At 68.7% G+C, this 13,882-nt stretch carries 16 protein-coding genes; 9 read left to right on the forward strand and 7 right to left on the reverse strand.

Going from position 1 to position 13,882, the window contains the following annotated elements:
• Positions 1-14: 14 nt before the first annotated feature.
• The 3 genes from ACH492_RS16955 to ACH492_RS16965 all read right to left on the reverse strand — a co-directional run bounded on the left by ACH492_RS16955 (position 15) and on the right by ACH492_RS16965 (position 1,614).
• Positions 15-353, reverse strand: coding sequence for a DUF2516 family protein (locus tag ACH492_RS16955; RefSeq protein WP_398987188.1), 339 nt, complete (start codon positions 351-353; stop codon positions 15-17).
• 197 nt (positions 354-550) lie between these two features.
• The gene (locus ACH492_RS16960) at positions 551-1,144 is read right to left on the reverse strand and encodes a hypothetical protein (RefSeq protein ID WP_398987190.1); all 594 of its coding nucleotides are present in this window, start codon (positions 1,142-1,144) and stop codon (positions 551-553) included.
• 32 nt (positions 1,145-1,176) lie between these two features.
• Positions 1,177-1,614, reverse strand: a complete 438-nt coding sequence (locus tag ACH492_RS16965) for a helix-turn-helix domain-containing protein (RefSeq protein ID WP_307662606.1) — start codon at positions 1,612-1,614, stop codon at positions 1,177-1,179.
• Between the two features lie 261 nt (positions 1,615-1,875).
• Here ACH492_RS16965 and ACH492_RS16970 point away from each other — a divergent pair, with 261 nt between their 5' ends.
• The 6 genes from ACH492_RS16970 to ACH492_RS16995 all read left to right on the forward strand — a co-directional run bounded on the left by ACH492_RS16970 (position 1,876) and on the right by ACH492_RS16995 (position 8,140).
• A complete protein-coding gene (locus tag ACH492_RS16970) occupies positions 1,876-2,652 on the forward strand; it encodes a TnsA-like heteromeric transposase endonuclease subunit (protein WP_398987192.1) in 777 nt (258 codons plus the stop codon).
• Positions 2,618-4,741, forward strand: coding sequence for a Mu transposase C-terminal domain-containing protein (locus ACH492_RS16975; RefSeq protein WP_398987194.1), 2,124 nt, complete (start codon positions 2,618-2,620; stop codon positions 4,739-4,741). The genes ACH492_RS16970 and ACH492_RS16975 overlap by 35 nt, the downstream gene beginning before the upstream one ends.
• Positions 4,732-5,760: a TniB family NTP-binding protein gene (locus ACH492_RS16980; protein WP_398987196.1), complete on the forward strand. Its 1,029-nt coding sequence runs from the start codon at positions 4,732-4,734 to the stop codon at positions 5,758-5,760. The genes ACH492_RS16975 and ACH492_RS16980 overlap by 10 nt, the downstream gene beginning before the upstream one ends.
• Entirely contained in the window at positions 5,757-6,758 is a 1,002-nt protein-coding gene (locus ACH492_RS16985) for a hypothetical protein (RefSeq protein ID WP_398987198.1), read from the forward strand. Before ACH492_RS16980 ends, ACH492_RS16985 begins: the two co-directional genes overlap by 4 nt.
• 258 nt (positions 6,759-7,016) lie before the next feature.
• A complete protein-coding gene (locus ACH492_RS16990) occupies positions 7,017-7,481 on the forward strand; it encodes a hypothetical protein (protein WP_398987200.1) in 465 nt (154 codons plus the stop codon).
• A complete protein-coding gene (locus ACH492_RS16995; RefSeq protein ID WP_398987202.1) occupies positions 7,478-8,140 on the forward strand; it encodes a class I SAM-dependent methyltransferase in 663 nt (220 codons plus the stop codon). Before ACH492_RS16990 ends, ACH492_RS16995 begins: the two co-directional genes overlap by 4 nt.
• Positions 8,141-8,433: 293 nt before the next feature.
• Here ACH492_RS16995 and ACH492_RS17000 read toward each other — a convergent pair whose 3' ends face one another.
• Both ACH492_RS17000 and ACH492_RS17005 read right to left on the reverse strand, forming a co-directional pair.
• Positions 8,434-9,840, reverse strand: a complete 1,407-nt coding sequence (locus ACH492_RS17000) for an alpha/beta hydrolase family protein (RefSeq protein ID WP_398987204.1) — start codon at positions 9,838-9,840, stop codon at positions 8,434-8,436.
• 159 nt (positions 9,841-9,999) lie between these two features.
• On the reverse strand, positions 10,000-10,650 hold the full coding sequence (locus ACH492_RS17005) for a TMEM175 family protein (protein ID WP_398987205.1): 651 nt from the start codon (positions 10,648-10,650) through the stop codon (positions 10,000-10,002).
• Between the two features lie 217 nt (positions 10,651-10,867).
• Here ACH492_RS17005 and ACH492_RS17010 point away from each other — a divergent pair, with 217 nt between their 5' ends.
• On the forward strand, positions 10,868-11,464 hold the full coding sequence (locus ACH492_RS17010) for a dihydrofolate reductase family protein (protein ID WP_398987208.1): 597 nt from the start codon (positions 10,868-10,870) through the stop codon (positions 11,462-11,464).
• A gap of 194 nt (positions 11,465-11,658) precedes the next feature.
• A complete protein-coding gene (locus tag ACH492_RS17015; protein WP_398987211.1) occupies positions 11,659-12,015 on the forward strand; it encodes a YciI family protein in 357 nt (118 codons plus the stop codon).
• Here the strand turns inward: ACH492_RS17015 and ACH492_RS17020 are convergent, their stop codons facing one another.
• The gene (locus ACH492_RS17020; protein WP_398987373.1) at positions 12,016-12,330 is read right to left on the reverse strand and encodes a response regulator transcription factor; all 315 of its coding nucleotides are present in this window, start codon (positions 12,328-12,330) and stop codon (positions 12,016-12,018) included.
• A gap of 205 nt (positions 12,331-12,535) precedes the next feature.
• Complete coding sequence (locus tag ACH492_RS17025) at positions 12,536-12,991, reverse strand: carboxymuconolactone decarboxylase family protein (RefSeq protein ID WP_398987213.1); 456 nt, start codon at positions 12,989-12,991, stop codon at positions 12,536-12,538.
• Positions 12,992-13,140: 149 nt separating this feature from the next.
• Here ACH492_RS17025 and ACH492_RS17030 point away from each other — a divergent pair, with 149 nt between their 5' ends.
• Positions 13,141-13,647: a DinB family protein gene (locus ACH492_RS17030; RefSeq protein ID WP_398987215.1), complete on the forward strand. Its 507-nt coding sequence runs from the start codon at positions 13,141-13,143 to the stop codon at positions 13,645-13,647.
• Positions 13,648-13,882 lie beyond the last annotated feature (235 nt).

Raw genomic sequence — 13,882 nt, forward strand, 5'->3', positions numbered from 1 at the left:
GCGCCTCGGCCTGGCTACCTGCCGCCGTTGTACGGACCGTACGGACCGTCGCTGCTGGAACCGCCGCCCTTGCGGCCGCCGCCGGAGACCTGCTTGAGGGCGGGCCGTACGTCCACGAAGAAGACGATCGTGGCGATCAGCCCGGCGATCGACAGGAACAGCACGGAGACGAACAGGTTCAACGCGACCGTGACGCCCAGGATGATCAGCCAGAAGGACTTCTTCTGCTTGTCGGCGGCGCGGTAGGCGTCTTCGCGGGCCAGGGCAGCCATGACGAGAGCGGTCACGGAGGAGACGAGGAAGACCAGGTCGAGGATCAGCCAGAGACCGAAGTCGAATCCCGCACGCAACATGCTGAGCACCGCCTAAGAAGTGGTTTCGTAGCGCCTCGCGGCCAAGGTACCGGGAGAACGCGCCGGGCACCCCAAAGGTGCCCGGCCCGTCCGCTCGGTACTGCTGGCCTACCCAGACCTGGCCTACCCAGACCTGGCCTGCTCGGCGTTGGCCTGCTAGCCCTGAGCCTGCCGGCGCTTGGCCTGCCGGCACTGGCCTACTTGGCCGGCGGGGTGGTCTTCTTCGGCGCGGGCTTGCGCGACGGCGGGGCCTTGCGGGCGGCCGGAGGAGCGGGCTTCTTCGCCTCGGCCTTGGCCTCGGTCTTCGCCTCGGTCTTCGGCTCCGCCTTCACCTCGGCCGCGGGCTCGACGGCGACAGCGATCTCGGCGATCTCGTCGGCCGCCTCGCCGCGCCACGCCCGCACGGTCTGCTCGCCGTGCTCGGCGACCTTCTCGTACGCCTCCCGGGCCTTGACGGCGTACTCGGCGGCCACGCCGACGCTGCGCAGCGCCAGGTCCTGAGCGCTCTCGCCCAGCTTCTTCAGGTCGGTGTCGAAGGTCTCGAGCACCTCGGTGACCTTGGCCTGAACGGTGGCCTGGGCCTCCTTGGCCTGGATGGTCACCTTCTCCTGGACGGCCTTGGGGTCGGTGTTGCGTACGGCGTCGATACGGCTCGGGGCCTCGGCCTTGAGCTGCTCGATCAGCGCGGGGACCTTCTTCGCCTGCTGAACGGCGAGGTCGGCCGTGCCGGCCGCGAAGTAGAGGGGGGTCGGGTCGGTGAGGGTCTTACGCAGGTCATCGGTGATGGCCATGACTGTGGTCCTCCCGGATCGCAAGTCGGTGTTCAGGCTGAGGGTTTGTCGGCATCACTGCCGTCGGCCGTGCGGGGGCCGTCATCGTCGGCATCCATTCCATGTGCATCCGTGCCGCTCACATCTATGCCGTTTTCCCTGCGGAAGGACTCGTAGATCTGCAGCAGCACTTGCTTCTGCCGCTCGTTGATCGAGGGGTCGGCGAGGATGACGGCGCGCGTCTCCAGCTCGTCCCGCTCCCGCTCGTCGAGAATCCCGGCCCGCACGTACAGCGTCTCGGCGGAGATCCGCAGGGCCTTGGCGACCTGCTGCAGCACTTCCGCGCTCGGCTTGCGCAGCCCGCGCTCGATCTGGCTCAGATACGGATTGGACACCCCGGCGGCGTCGGCGAGCTGCCGGAGCGAGAGCTGCGCGGTGCGCCGCTGCTCGCGCAGGTACTCGCCGAGATTGCCGACGTTGAGTGATGCCATGCCTTGATGGTGCACCAGGCGTGCTAACTATTGCAAGCACATGCTTGCAATAGTGTTCCAAGGCACAGGTGACTGAGCACTTCCAGCGGCTACGTGACCCGTCTCTGCGAAGTTGAGGCAGTCTCGGTCTTCGTGAGGCATGTGGTCGCACGTCTCGCTCAATCTCGGGCATCTGGTGAGACGTCTCGATCAATCTGAGGTGCCGGCCTCTTCCGCCCCCTACGGTCGTTCCACCTGGTCAGCGCCGAGTGGGGGTGGCTGGTGGAAGCGGAGGACTTCCGGCTGGAGTACGCCGACGCCCGAGGAGAGGTGCACGGTGGGCCACTTGAGGTGATGTGGCCGACCCGGTTCGAGGCGGCCGGGCAGGTGCGTGAGTTCCCGTCGTACCGCGGGCAGCGGAGCTTCTCGGGCTGGTATTGGGCTGCGACCTGCGCCGAGCTGGTGGGTTACGAGTCCTGGGTGGAACTAGGGCACCTGATGCGGCTGGATACCGAGCCGGACGTGGTGGCGGTGGCCTCGCAGCCGTTCCGGCTGTCGTGGCGGTACGGCGCCCGAGGCCGGCGGATCAAGCACACGCCGGACTACTTCGTACGCAGGCGGGACGGCACGGCCCTGGTGCTGGACGTGCGCCCGGACGAGCGCATCGAGCCCGAGGACGTGGTGAAGTTCGCAGCGACGGCTGCTGCCTGCACCCGGGTCGGCTGGGGCTACGAACGGGTCGGAGTGCTCGATCCGGTGTCGGTGGCGAACCTGCGATGGCTGTCGGGCTACCGGCATCCCAGAGTGCGGCGGGAACCGGTGGCCGACGCTCTGCTGGCGGTGTTCAGCGAGCCACTGGGGCTGCTGGCGGGGGCTCGGGCGGTCGGTGATCCTCTCGCGGTGCTGCCGGTGCTCTACCACCTGCTCTGGCACCACGAGCTGACGACGGAGCTGCGGACGGAGCGCTTGTCAGCCGCGTCGCTGGTGCGGCTGACGCCTGCGGCCGTGAAGGAGGTGGGCTGGGATGCCGACGCGTCCGCGGCTGCTGTCGCTGGGTGACCGGGTCCACTACGACGGGCGTGAGCACACCGTCGCCGCCCTGCACGGCACATCGGTTCGCCTGGTCGATGACGCCCAGGCCGCGAGCGTCGTGCTGCTCGGGCATCTGCTGGCTTCGGAGGGCTTCGCAGTGCTCAGCACCGGCCCGGCCCGCCTGCGGCTGCCCGAGGAGGGAGTGCTGGACGGACTGCCCGAGGAGGCGGCGGAGCGGGCCCGGTGGTGGCAGCGGCACCTGACCGAGCTGATGACGGGCCGCCGGGACGCGACTCGGGGCACAACTGTGAGGCGCGAGTACGACCCGGACGTGCACTCGGTGCGCCAGCGGGAGCTGGCCAAGCTCGCCGAGCTGCGCGAGGCCGGTGAGGAGGTGTCTTTGAGCACCCTGCAGCGGCTGCGCACCCGTTTCGAGCGCGAGGGGGTGGCGGGGCTGGTGGACCGGCGGCTGGTCAAGCCCTCCACCGGCACGAGCCGGGCCGATCCGCGGGTGGTGGCCGCGATCGAGCAGGTCGTGAACAGCCGGACCGACGAGGCGACGGTGTCCGCGCAGGTGCTCCGGCGCAAGGTCGAACGGCTCCTGGCGGCCGAGCACGGCGCCGGAGTGGTTGCGATGCCGTCGCGGGCGGCGTTCTACCGGCTGCTGGAGTCGGTTTCGACGGGACGGCATCTGCTGGGGTCGGCCCGCACCCGCCGCTCGCTGGGCAAGCAGCCGAAGCGCATGTTCGGACAGCTGACGGCGGCCCGGCCGGGCGAGGTGATGGAGATCGACTCCACGCCACTGGACGTCATGGTGATCCACGACGACGGCGAGGTGGACCGCTGCGAGCTGACCGGGCTAGTGGACGTGGCAACCAGGACGCTGGCGGCGGTGGTGCTGCGGCCGTCGACGAAGGCGGTGGACGCCGCGCTGCTGCTGGCGCGCGCGATGACACCGGAGCCGATGCGGCCGGGCTGGTCGGACGCCCTTCGCATGTCGCGCTCGGTGCTGCCCTACGCCTCGCTGCTGTCGCTGGACGAGCGGCTGGCCCAGGCCGCCGCGAAACCGGTGGTCGCCCCGGAGACGGTGGTCAGCGACCACGGCAAGGCATACATCTCGGACAACTTCCGCAACGCCTGCCGCCACCTGGGGATTTCGTTCCAGCCCGCGCACCCGGACACCCCGACCGACAAACCACACGTCGAGCGGACGCTGGGCTCCGTGGCGACGATGTTCGCCCAGTACGTGGCCGGCTACACCGGCCGCAGCGCGGAAATGCGCGGCAAAGACCCGGCCGCGCAGGCAGCCTGGTCCATCCACGAACTCCAGGAGCTTCTCCAGGAATGGGCCGTCGCTATCTGGCAGACCAGGCCCCATGACGGACTGCGCGATCCGCTGATGCCGGACCGTCCGCTGAGTCCGAACGAGAAGTACGCCGCGCTGGTGTCGGCGGCCGGATACGTCCCAGTCGCGCTCAGCCCGGAGGAGTACATCCAGCTCATGCCGCGGGAGTGGCGGGTCATCGGCCCCAGCGGGGTGCGGATCAACAACCGCACCTACGACGCCCGCGAACTCGGCCCCTACCGGAGACAGCCCTCCGGGGCGGGGCCGGACGGCAAGAGATGGGAAGTCCACTACGACCCCTACGACATCTCCTGTGTCTGGGTACGCAACCACCGCGGCCAAGTGTGGATCACCGCGACCTGGCGCCACCTGCGCACTTCTCCGGTCCCGATGGGCGAGCTGGTCTTCGACCGAGCCCACCAGGTGCTGACCGAGCGCGAACGACGCCGACCGCACGAGGAGGAAGTCGCGCAGGCCGCCGTCAATCTGCTGGACCGCGCGGCCGACGGTCCCGAAGGCGGAGCCGAGCGGCCCGCAGTCCAGAGCAAGGGCAGGCGCCGGGGGGTCGATCGGCGCGACCGCAAGGTCGCCGCCCGCACCCGTGCCACCAGCGCCCCCACCTGGCCGCGTCCCGAACCGCCGACGGCCAACCAGGCACCCTCGTGCGAACCAGTCCCGGATCCCGAAGCCGCCGAGGAGACCGAGGAGGTGGCCAAGGTGGTGCCGCTGGGCATCTTCGACGCCCGTGAGGAGGCAAAACGATGGTGGTGAACACCCCCGACGAACCCGAACCGCCGGCGGGGGACGACGAACGGATCGAACCGCCCACCTCCCTGAGCGGCTGGCGCCGCTTCGTCGAGAAGGATCCCGCGAGCTTCGACCTCGCCCCGCCCAAACACTGGGAGTCCATGGACGACGAAGCGCGCGCCGACTACGACGAGGCCCGCATCGATTACCACTCCGAACTCCAGGTCGTGCGCACCTCCACCGTCAAAGAAGTCGCCCACCAAGGGCGTCTTTTGACCTTGCTGAACCGGCGCGAGCACGGCGCCCGCCGCGGCCTGATCATCTCCGGGGAGCGCACCACCGGGAAGACCACCGCACTGCGGCAACTCGGCCGGCTGCACGAGCTTCGCATCCGGCAGCGTTACGGAGACAGCCGGCGCATCCCGGTGGTCTATGTGACGGCACCGCCCAAGGGTTCGGCCCGCAAGCTCGCGCTGGAGTTCGCCCGATTCCTCAAGCTCCCGACCATTTCCCCTAGGCACAACACCGCCGACATCACCAGCTCCGTCTGCCAAGTACTTACGGAGGCCCGCACTGATCTCGTCTTGGTCGATGAGATCCACCTGATGAATCTCGCCACCATCGCGGGTGAGGAGTTGTCCGACCACCTGAAGTACTTCACGGAGCACCTGCCCGCCACATTTGTCTATGCGGGCATCGACGTCGAGCATTCCGGGCTGTTCACCGGAATCCGGGGCGGGCAGATCGCTGGCCGCTGCACACTCCTGCACACCGGCCCCTTCCCGCCCGGAGCGGAGTGGGAAGGACTGGTGGTGACCATGGAGGACACCCTCCGACTGCATCACCACACTTCTGGAACCCTGGCCAAGCTGCACGGCTACCTCCACCAACGCACCGGCGGCATGATCGGCAGCCTCTCTCACCTGATCCGGGCCACCGCCATCTCGGCAATCCTCGACGGCAGTGAGCGGATCACCCGCCGCCAGTTGCACACCATTCGCGTCGACCACGCCAGCGAGAGCGCCTACCGGACATCGGCATGACTCCCTCCGCGGACCTCTACGGACCGGCCTGGCCACTTCCCCTGACCACCAGCCCCTTCCCGAACGAGACTCTGCGGTCCTACGTTGCACGGCTCGCCCTGCTCAACAGGCTTCCGCCCGAACGCATGCTCCGCCGCTTCTACACAGCAGAATCGCCCCTGGACAACGTGAAACTCCTGGCCACGCGCAGCGGGCAGGCCCCTCTTCTGCTGATGCGGAAGTTGCCCGAGCTGGCCACTCCAGGCCCCTGGCCCCACGAGGAGTACGAAGGTCTCGCCCGCACCTGGGCCCGTCATCCCTGCGTTGCGGCTCGCACCGGACGGGACGACTGGAAAGTCGAAATCTGGGTCATCAGTGGGCACAACCACCTCTGTGTCAAACACCGCAGATGGACGCACACCTTCCATGGGCACTACATGGCCAACTTCGCCGGCCCCATCGACGGACAGTTCAGCCTCCACCGAGCCCCTGAGGTCGTCCATGCGCAGCGGAGGCTCCATCGGCTCTTTCGACGGCGGGCGCCCCGAAGGGTTCTCGCTGCCTACCAGGAATGCGTCGACTTCTGGCGCGAGCTGGCCAAGCACGGATATGCCGCCAACAGGACCGAACGCCTTCTCGACCTCATCGCTCCCGACGAGCCCATCGCTCGCCGTAGTTACGCAAAGCGCGAGGCCGCTCTCCTGCCAGACCTCGTCGAAGTCCTGGGGCTCTACACATCACCGTTCTGGCGCCACCGAGCTCTCGGCAGCACCCGCGATGTTCAGCTCTTTCACCGAGAGTTCGAGCGGCGGTTGCCTCCCGAACGACAACTGAGGACGACCGCCATCCCATGGTTCAGAGGCGAAGCCACGCGGGTCGCGGAGAGAATCACTGAGCAGATGGACGAACAGGAACGTCAACTGATGCGGGTCGCGTCGGCCGCACCAAGCACCCCAGAGTGGTGGCCTCCGCTCATCATGCGCAGGCTTCTGCGAGGCACCCCGTCTCACGCACGGTGAAACACCACCCGGAAGGGGCCTCATGGCTCAGTCTGGCTGGGCATCGAGGCTTCCGCCTCCCAGTCAAACAGAGGCATCAGAGGCCAAGGGGTGCCTCTGCCTCCTCGCCCTTCGTGAGGCAACTGGTCGCGTGTTTCCACAATCTCGGGCCCTGGCGCTGAGGCACGCGGCTTTGTTCACGAGTCGTGGCTCTGGCTCGACCACTGTGGTGGCGGAACTTCAGGCGAACGGCTAGACCACTGGCTTCGCGTCGGAGTCGTGGACCAGTTCAGCAAGCTGGATGAGGAAGCCGTACGTCGCCAGACGCCCCTGGATGCGGATGAAGTAGGACCGACTGGAGCACTTGAAGATCTCTCGGCGGCGAACCTTCCGGAGGCTGTGCTCAAACGTGTTCGCAGCCCGCATAAGAGCCGTCTCCGCCTCTTCCGTGCTGCCCTCGAATTCCGTGACGGTCCGCGCGTCACGATCTGTCTCCGCAACACCGTCGACAGGCATGGCCAGCACTATCCATCGAGGCATCCCGCGGTCAGTTCCTTCCCCCTCGGCGTCGCCTGCCGCGACGCGCACGAGGCCAGTGTGGCAGTCGAGCAGCCGCGCCGGACCGCCACCACAGAAGTTGAGTCAGCGTCCTTGTCGATCACCAACTTCCGCCGCAGCCTGTGGACAAACGCTGCTGCCGAACGTGAACGAAGCCAGGCACGCGGCTACGGTCATGAATCATGACCGAAGCGACCTACCTGCACGCCACTCGGACGGCCTACGACACCGTCGCCGTGGACTACGAGAGACTCATCCGCGACGAGCTGAACGCCAAACCGCTGGACCGCGCCATGCTCGCCGCGTTCTCCGAACTCGTGCAGGCATCAGGCACCGGACCAGTCGCCGACCTCGGCTGCGGCCCCGGCCGCATCACGGCCCACCTCCACTCACTTGGGGTGGACGCGTTCGGCATCGATCTCTCCCCCGAGATGATCGCGGTCGCCCGCCAGACCCACCCGGGTCTTCGGTTCGAAGAGGGATCGATGACCGCTTTGGATCTGGAAGACAACGCTCTCAGCGGCGTCGTCGCCTGGTACTCAACCGTCCACGCCCCACCGGAGCTGCTGCCGACCGTGTTCGCGGAGTGTCACCGGGTACTGGCCCCGGGAGGCCACATGCTCCTGGCATTCAAGGTCGGGGACCGGCGTCGGCACCTGGACCATGCCTACGGCCACGAGCTGTCGCTCGATGTCTACTGGATGTCCCCTGATCACATCGCCAACCTGATGAGCAAGGCAGACCTCGTCATGGACGCCCAGATGATCCGCGAACCCGACGAGAACGAGAAGCCCCGGCAGGGCCAACAAGGCTTCTTCCTCGCCCACAAGCCCAAGGCATCGTGACGGGTTGCCTCAGGTTGAGCGAGACAGACGAACACCCGGCGTCTCGCTCAACCTGAGGCAACCCAGGTCAGAGCACTGCCCTGCCTCATCTGCAGCGAGACGGGACACTACGAGCCCTGCGCCAGGTGGCCCGCTACCGCTTCGATGAGCTCAGCCGCTGCTACGCCAAGCCGCTGGCAGCCGCAGCCACCGAGCCCGCGCCCGCCACCGCCCCTGCGGGCAGGGCGGGGTGACGCCGGACGAGGCCAACCGCAGGGTGGGCCGCCAGGTGGTCCAGGAGGTCGCCGCAGAAGTCAGCTGCCTGACAGCTTCTCCTGCAGCCAGTCGAAGACGACCTCGCAGTGCTGCTGCGGTGCCATCGGCGAGCAGTGCAGCTGCGCGCCGGTGGCCGTGGTGAGCTTCACGTAGTCCTTGGGAGCCGTCAGCTTGTCGAACATCTGGCGCGGCTGGCCGGGATAGAACTGCTCGTAGTCGTAGTCGAGGACCAGCGTGGGCATCTTGATGCGGCCCACGACGTTCGTGATGTCCAGCGACGCGATGAGTTTGGCGGGGGTGTAGAAGTCGGTGAACATTTTGCCCTCGCGGGCGGCGAGCATCGCCGGCACGGAGAAGGGCTCGATGCGCTTCTTCATCGTCGCGGCCGCGGACGGAGGCAGCTCGGGGACGACCTCCTTGTTCCAGATGTTGTTGGTCTCCTCCTTGTCCGGGGTGAGGATCTCCCGGAGCTCCGGAGGAAAGCCCAGCCACGGCGACAGCGTGCCGGGCATCGCCACCAGAGCGGCGATCCTGTTCTCGAAGGCCGCGGCCCGGGGGGCCAGGTTCCCGCCCATGCTCAGCCCGGTGAGGGCGATCTTGTCCGTGTCCACGTCCGAGCGGGCGGCCAGCCAGTCGACGAGCGGCGTGACCACGGTCTCCCAACGCGGCGTGAAGACCACCCGGTCCACGAAGAGCAGCTGCCCCTGGCCGGGCCCGTCGTACACGAGTGCGTTCCAGCCGCGCTCCAGAGCGGCCGAGACGCCGTAGGTCCACATGTCGAGGTTCTGTCCGTCGCTGCCATTGGTGAGGACCACGGTGGGGCGCCGACCGCCGGAGTCGGCCGGCCGGAAGAACCACACAGGCAGCGGGGTCTTCCCGTACGGGACGTTCGCCGTCACCGGTGCCGGGTCGCACAGGTCACAGAACTTGTCCCAGGCGCCGCGCCCGGCCTTGTACAGCTTTTCCTCGCTGCCGGGATCGTCGGAGCCGAGGACGAAGAACAGCGCCTGGGCGTAGTACTGCGCGGCCCGCAGCGCACGGAAGCGTGCGGTCTCCGTCCCGGGCTTGCTGCCCTGGGGCGCCTCCATCAGCTGATCGCCGAGTTTCTTGAAGGTTTCGGTGTACGCCTGCGGGGAGAGACCGGCCTTGTTGATCGCGTTCACGGCGGTGAGCACCTCGCCCACCTCACCGGCGCCGTAACCGGACCCGCCGAGCGCGAGGAGCCCGTTGAAGTTGAAGGCCGGGTCCTTGAAGAGCGTCATCACCCCCGGCGTGGGACCGCCCGCCGAGGCGGGGGCCGACGTCTTCGGAGTGGGCGCATTCGCGGGCGCCGCGCCCGACGGGGTGCACCCTGCGGCCAGCATGGCCCCGGCCCCACCGACGAGACCCGCAAGCGCGGTGCGGCGGGTGGTGCTGGATGCGCGATCACTCGATACGTACGTCATGCCAACCGAACGTACGAGCCGCGCCTCCCCGCCCCTCTCCGCGACACCCACCGGCTCCCCCGAACGGCGCTTCACACAGTCCCTGGGTGCCCCAACCGCGCGGAGGCAGGTGTGTTCCCTCGACCCGCCCGGCGCGTCCCACGCCGACCTGACGGAGTCCTACCGGGCGCCGGACCGCTGGGCGTCCGCGCGCAGTCGCTTGCCCCGCCTGCCCGTCACCGACTTGACCGGGATCAGCACCGCCCACCACAGCTTCGCGCCCGTCGGGGAGACGAAGGCCAGCGGCACGGCGACGGCGAAGACCAGCACCGTCGCCGCCAGATCGGCCACATCGTTGCGCGCGACGGGATCGGGCAGCGCCACGCTCCCCAGCCAGGGGCGCTTCCAGAGTGCGACCGCCAGCGCGAGCTGTGTGGCGCCCATGGCCGCGACGGCGCCGGAGTAGACGGCCACCGACTGCGACAAGTCCCCGTACTCGGCCAGCAGGGTGGTAGGGAAGGGCATCAGGGCGACCAGCCCCAGGCTCAGCAGCCCGAGCCTGATGACCGTCCCGTCCACCTCCCGCACGTACCGGAAGATCTGGTGGTGGCCCCGCCAGAACGCCGCGATGACCAGAAAGCTGAGGGCGTACGCCCACACGTTGGGCATCACATCCCCGAGCGCGTGCTCGAAACCGGCGGGGTCCAGCCCGGCGGGCAGCGTGAGGTCCAGCGCCAGCAGCGTCATCGCGATGGCGAACACGCCGTCCGACAGCGCGAGGAGTCGGGCCGCGCTCCCCTCGTCGTCCCGCACCCGCTGGTGGCCGTTCACAACCCCCCACCCTAGGGTTGAATGCCCCTGAATCCTCCGATTGATCCCACGCTTACGGCACACTGCCGCCATTGGGGCGGCTGCACGGAGGCGGTCGCTGACGTCCGGAGACGGCCCCGGACTTCTGTCTCGGACCCCGGCCGGGCGCGATGATTTTGGCGCGGCGCGACAGTCTCCATCGCCGTAACCCCCGGAGCGAGAAAGAGGAGCGAGTCCCATGCGCATCGTGATCAGTGAGTTCATGAGCTTGGACGGCGTCGTGCAGGCGCCGGGCGGACCCGACGAGGACACCGACGGCGGCTTTGCCCACGGCGGCTGGTCGCACCCGTTCTTCGATCCGGAGGTTGTGGGCGGTGCCTTCGACGACGCCTTGACCAAGGCCGAGGCGCTGCTGTTCGGGCGCCGCACGTGGCAGTCGATGGCCTCGGCGTGGCCCGAGCGGGCCGGTGACCCGTTCGCCGACCGGATGAACGCCATCCCGAAGTACGTCGTGTCCCAGACGCTGGGCGACAACGAGCTGACGTGGGACAACACCACGCGCATCCCCGGCGACAAGGCCGTCGCCCGCATCCGGGAGCTGCACGAGACCGACGGCGGCGACCTGTTGGTCATGGGGAGCCCCACCCTCGCGCGCACCCTCCTGAGCGAGGGCCTGGTCGACGAGCTCCGGCTCATGATCGAGCCGGTGATCCTCGGCGGCGGCAAGACGATCTTCCCCAAGGACGGTGCGCTAACCACGCTCGAGCTGGTCTCCACCGTCACCAGCGGCACGGGCGTGCACGTGTGCACCTACCGCCCGGTCGCCGAGGGGTAGGGACGGGGCACCGGGGCTACACGCGGCCGCGATCCCGCTCGGCCGGATGGGAGGCCCCGGGACCGGACCGCTGCGGTGGTCGCCCCGGAAAATTCTCAGAAGAATTCCGGGGGAGCTGTCGATCGGGCCGTCTGCCGTTCGACGCATGGGTGAGAGGCGGGGAAGGCCCCCGTCCTCCCGGCCGAGGAGTCACCATGCCGCGTTACCTGACGATGATCCACATCGAGGAGCAGAACGCCCCCGCCGAGGCCAACGGCCCCGAGTTCGATGAGCGCATGGGCGCGCTGTTCGAGGAGATCACCAAGGCCGGGGTCATGCTGGACACGGCCGGGCTCGCCCCGACGTCCGAGGGCACCCGGGTCACCTGGTCGGGCGGCAAGCTCCGCTACACCGACGGGCCCTTCACCGAGAGCAAGGAAGTCATCGGCGGTTACTCCATCATCCAGGCCAAGGACAAGGCCGAGGCTGTGGAGTGGGCCAAGCGGTTCCTGCAGGTCCATCCGGAGCACTGGACCGTCACCGCCGAGGTCCGCGAGATCGCCGAGGACTGATCAGGCCGGGCTTGCCCCGCCCCCGTGCGGCTGAACTGAGCAGTGGCCGGAGTCGGGTGTCCTGGACATGCCGGGCGCCCGGCTCATGGCCACCGATGCCCGTACCGCAGCCGTGCGATTGTCCACTCCGAGCTTTTCGTAGATGTGCGCCAGATGCGTCTTCGCCGTGGCCTCGCCGATGAACAGCGCCCGGCTGATCTCCCGGTTGGCGCGGCCCTCCGCGACCCGTTCGAGAATCTCGATCTCCCGGGTGCTCAGCTCGAGGTCCGGGGCCCGGAAGCGGCGCAGCAGCCGGGACGCGACCGGCGGCGACAGCGCCGTCTCGCCCGCAGTCCGAAGCCACGATCCGCCCCGTGGTCCACCCCCCGATCCGCTCCCCGATCCGCTCCCTGGTCCGGGCCAGAGTCACCGTGTGCAGCAGATAGGCGAGGGTGACGACGACCGTGTCCCCCGGCGCTGCTCGAGCGTCGACACTCGCTTGTCGACGCTCGACCACCGGCGCTCAGCCACCGACGCCCGACTACCAGGTCGCGCCCGCGGGCTGCCTCGTCGTGACGTTGAGGCGGTTGAAGAAGTTGGTCACGCCGATCATCAGGATGATGGCCGCGAGCTGCTGCTCGTCGTAGTGATCGGCGGCGTCGTCCCAGATCTGGTCCGGTACCGCGTCGGGTCGGTCAGCCAGCCGGGTGGCGGCCTCCGTGAGCGCGAGCGCGGCGCGCTCGGCGTCGTTGAAGAACGGCGCCTCGCGCCAGGCCGCGACCGCGTGCAGCCGCTCATCGGTCTCGCCCCCCTTCTTCGCACTGGCCACGCCCCCGACCACGCAGTAGCCGCATCCGTTGATCTGGCTGGCGCGCAGGTGGACCAGCTCGAGCGTCGACTCCGGGACGCCGCCCTTCCGCGTCGTCTTCAACAGGTCGAGGATGGCCGGCAGGGCCTCGGGAATGATCGTTGCGGGGTTGTTCATCCGTGCCTGCATGATTGCTCTCCCTCAGGAAGTTCGTCGTCACTACACCGACGGAACGCGACGGCAGAATGTGACAGGCGCACCACAACAACTTTCCGGCGGGGGTCAGTTCGCCCGCGCTGTACCGCCACCGTTGCCGTTGCCGTCGAAAGGAATCCGCCGTGACCGTCGAACGCGTAGGCCCGCCCCTGACCTCAGGCGAGCGCGAGACGCTGCGCGCCTTCCTCGACTACCACCGCGCGACGCTCGCCATGAAGACCGAAGGCCTCTCCGACGAGCAACTGCGCCGGCAGTCGATGCCGCCCTCCACGCTCTCCCTGCTCGGTCTGGTGCGGCACATGGCCGAGGTGGAGCGCGCCTGGTTCCGCCGGGTGATCAACGGGGAGGACATCCCGTACGTCTGGTCGGACGAGGGCGACTACCAAGTGGCGTACGACGCGAGCGAGTCCACGCGCGCGGAGGCGTTCGAGGCCTGGCAGACGGAAGTCGAGCACGCCCGCCGGATCGACGAGCGGGCCGAGTCGCTCGACGTGACCGGCTACCAGGCCAAGTGGGGCGAGGACGTGTCGCTCCGGCTGGTGATGCTGCACCTGATCCACGAGTACGCCCGCCACAACGGCCACGCCGACTTCCTCCGCGAGGGAATCGACGGGACGGTCGGCGTCTGACGGACTGAGGCCAACTCGCCCTGCTCCAAGCCGAATTCGGGCGGCAGCGGGCGGCTGTGCGGCACGTCCGGCCGGGAGACGGCCCGGGTGAGGACGACGTACAACCGGTGCAGGCCACGCGCCTCGGCCGCGGTCGCGATGCCTGCCGTCGCGAACGCGGTGCGCAGCCGGTGCCTCTCCGGTTCGTTCGCGATCACCCCGACCGAGCCCTCGTGGACCGGCGCCGCCCGTACCG

It is taken from the genome of Streptomyces sp. NPDC019443, assembly GCF_044389785.1.
Classification (GTDB): Bacteria; Actinomycetota; Actinomycetes; order Streptomycetales; family Streptomycetaceae; genus Streptomyces.

What these genes read in the sequence shown, in the direction of transcription:
- ACH492_RS17015 (WP_398987211.1), top strand. Translation starts at nt 11,659, where the DNA reads ATGCCGCGTTACCTGACGATGATCCACATCGAGGAGCAGAACGCCCCC.
- ACH492_RS16985 (WP_398987198.1), top strand. Translation starts at nt 5,757, where the DNA reads ATGACTCCCTCCGCGGACCTCTACGGACCGGCCTGGCCACTTCCCCTG.
- ACH492_RS17000 (WP_398987204.1), bottom strand. Translation starts at nt 9,840, where the DNA reads ATGACGTACGTATCGAGTGATCGCGCATCCAGCACCACCCGCCGCACC.
- ACH492_RS16975 (WP_398987194.1), top strand. Translation starts at nt 2,618, where the DNA reads ATGCCGACGCGTCCGCGGCTGCTGTCGCTGGGTGACCGGGTCCACTAC.
- ACH492_RS16960 (WP_398987190.1), bottom strand. Translation starts at nt 1,144, where the DNA reads ATGGCCATCACCGATGACCTGCGTAAGACCCTCACCGACCCGACCCCC.
- ACH492_RS16980 (WP_398987196.1), top strand. Translation starts at nt 4,732, where the DNA reads ATGGTGGTGAACACCCCCGACGAACCCGAACCGCCGGCGGGGGACGAC.
- ACH492_RS16955 (WP_398987188.1), bottom strand. Translation starts at nt 353, where the DNA reads ATGTTGCGTGCGGGATTCGACTTCGGTCTCTGGCTGATCCTCGACCTG.
- ACH492_RS17025 (WP_398987213.1), bottom strand. Translation starts at nt 12,991, where the DNA reads ATGCAGGCACGGATGAACAACCCCGCAACGATCATTCCCGAGGCCCTG.
- ACH492_RS16965 (WP_307662606.1), bottom strand. Translation starts at nt 1,614, where the DNA reads ATGGCATCACTCAACGTCGGCAATCTCGGCGAGTACCTGCGCGAGCAG.
- ACH492_RS17010 (WP_398987208.1), top strand. Translation starts at nt 10,868, where the DNA reads ATGCGCATCGTGATCAGTGAGTTCATGAGCTTGGACGGCGTCGTGCAG.
- ACH492_RS16995 (WP_398987202.1), top strand. Translation starts at nt 7,478, where the DNA reads ATGACCGAAGCGACCTACCTGCACGCCACTCGGACGGCCTACGACACC.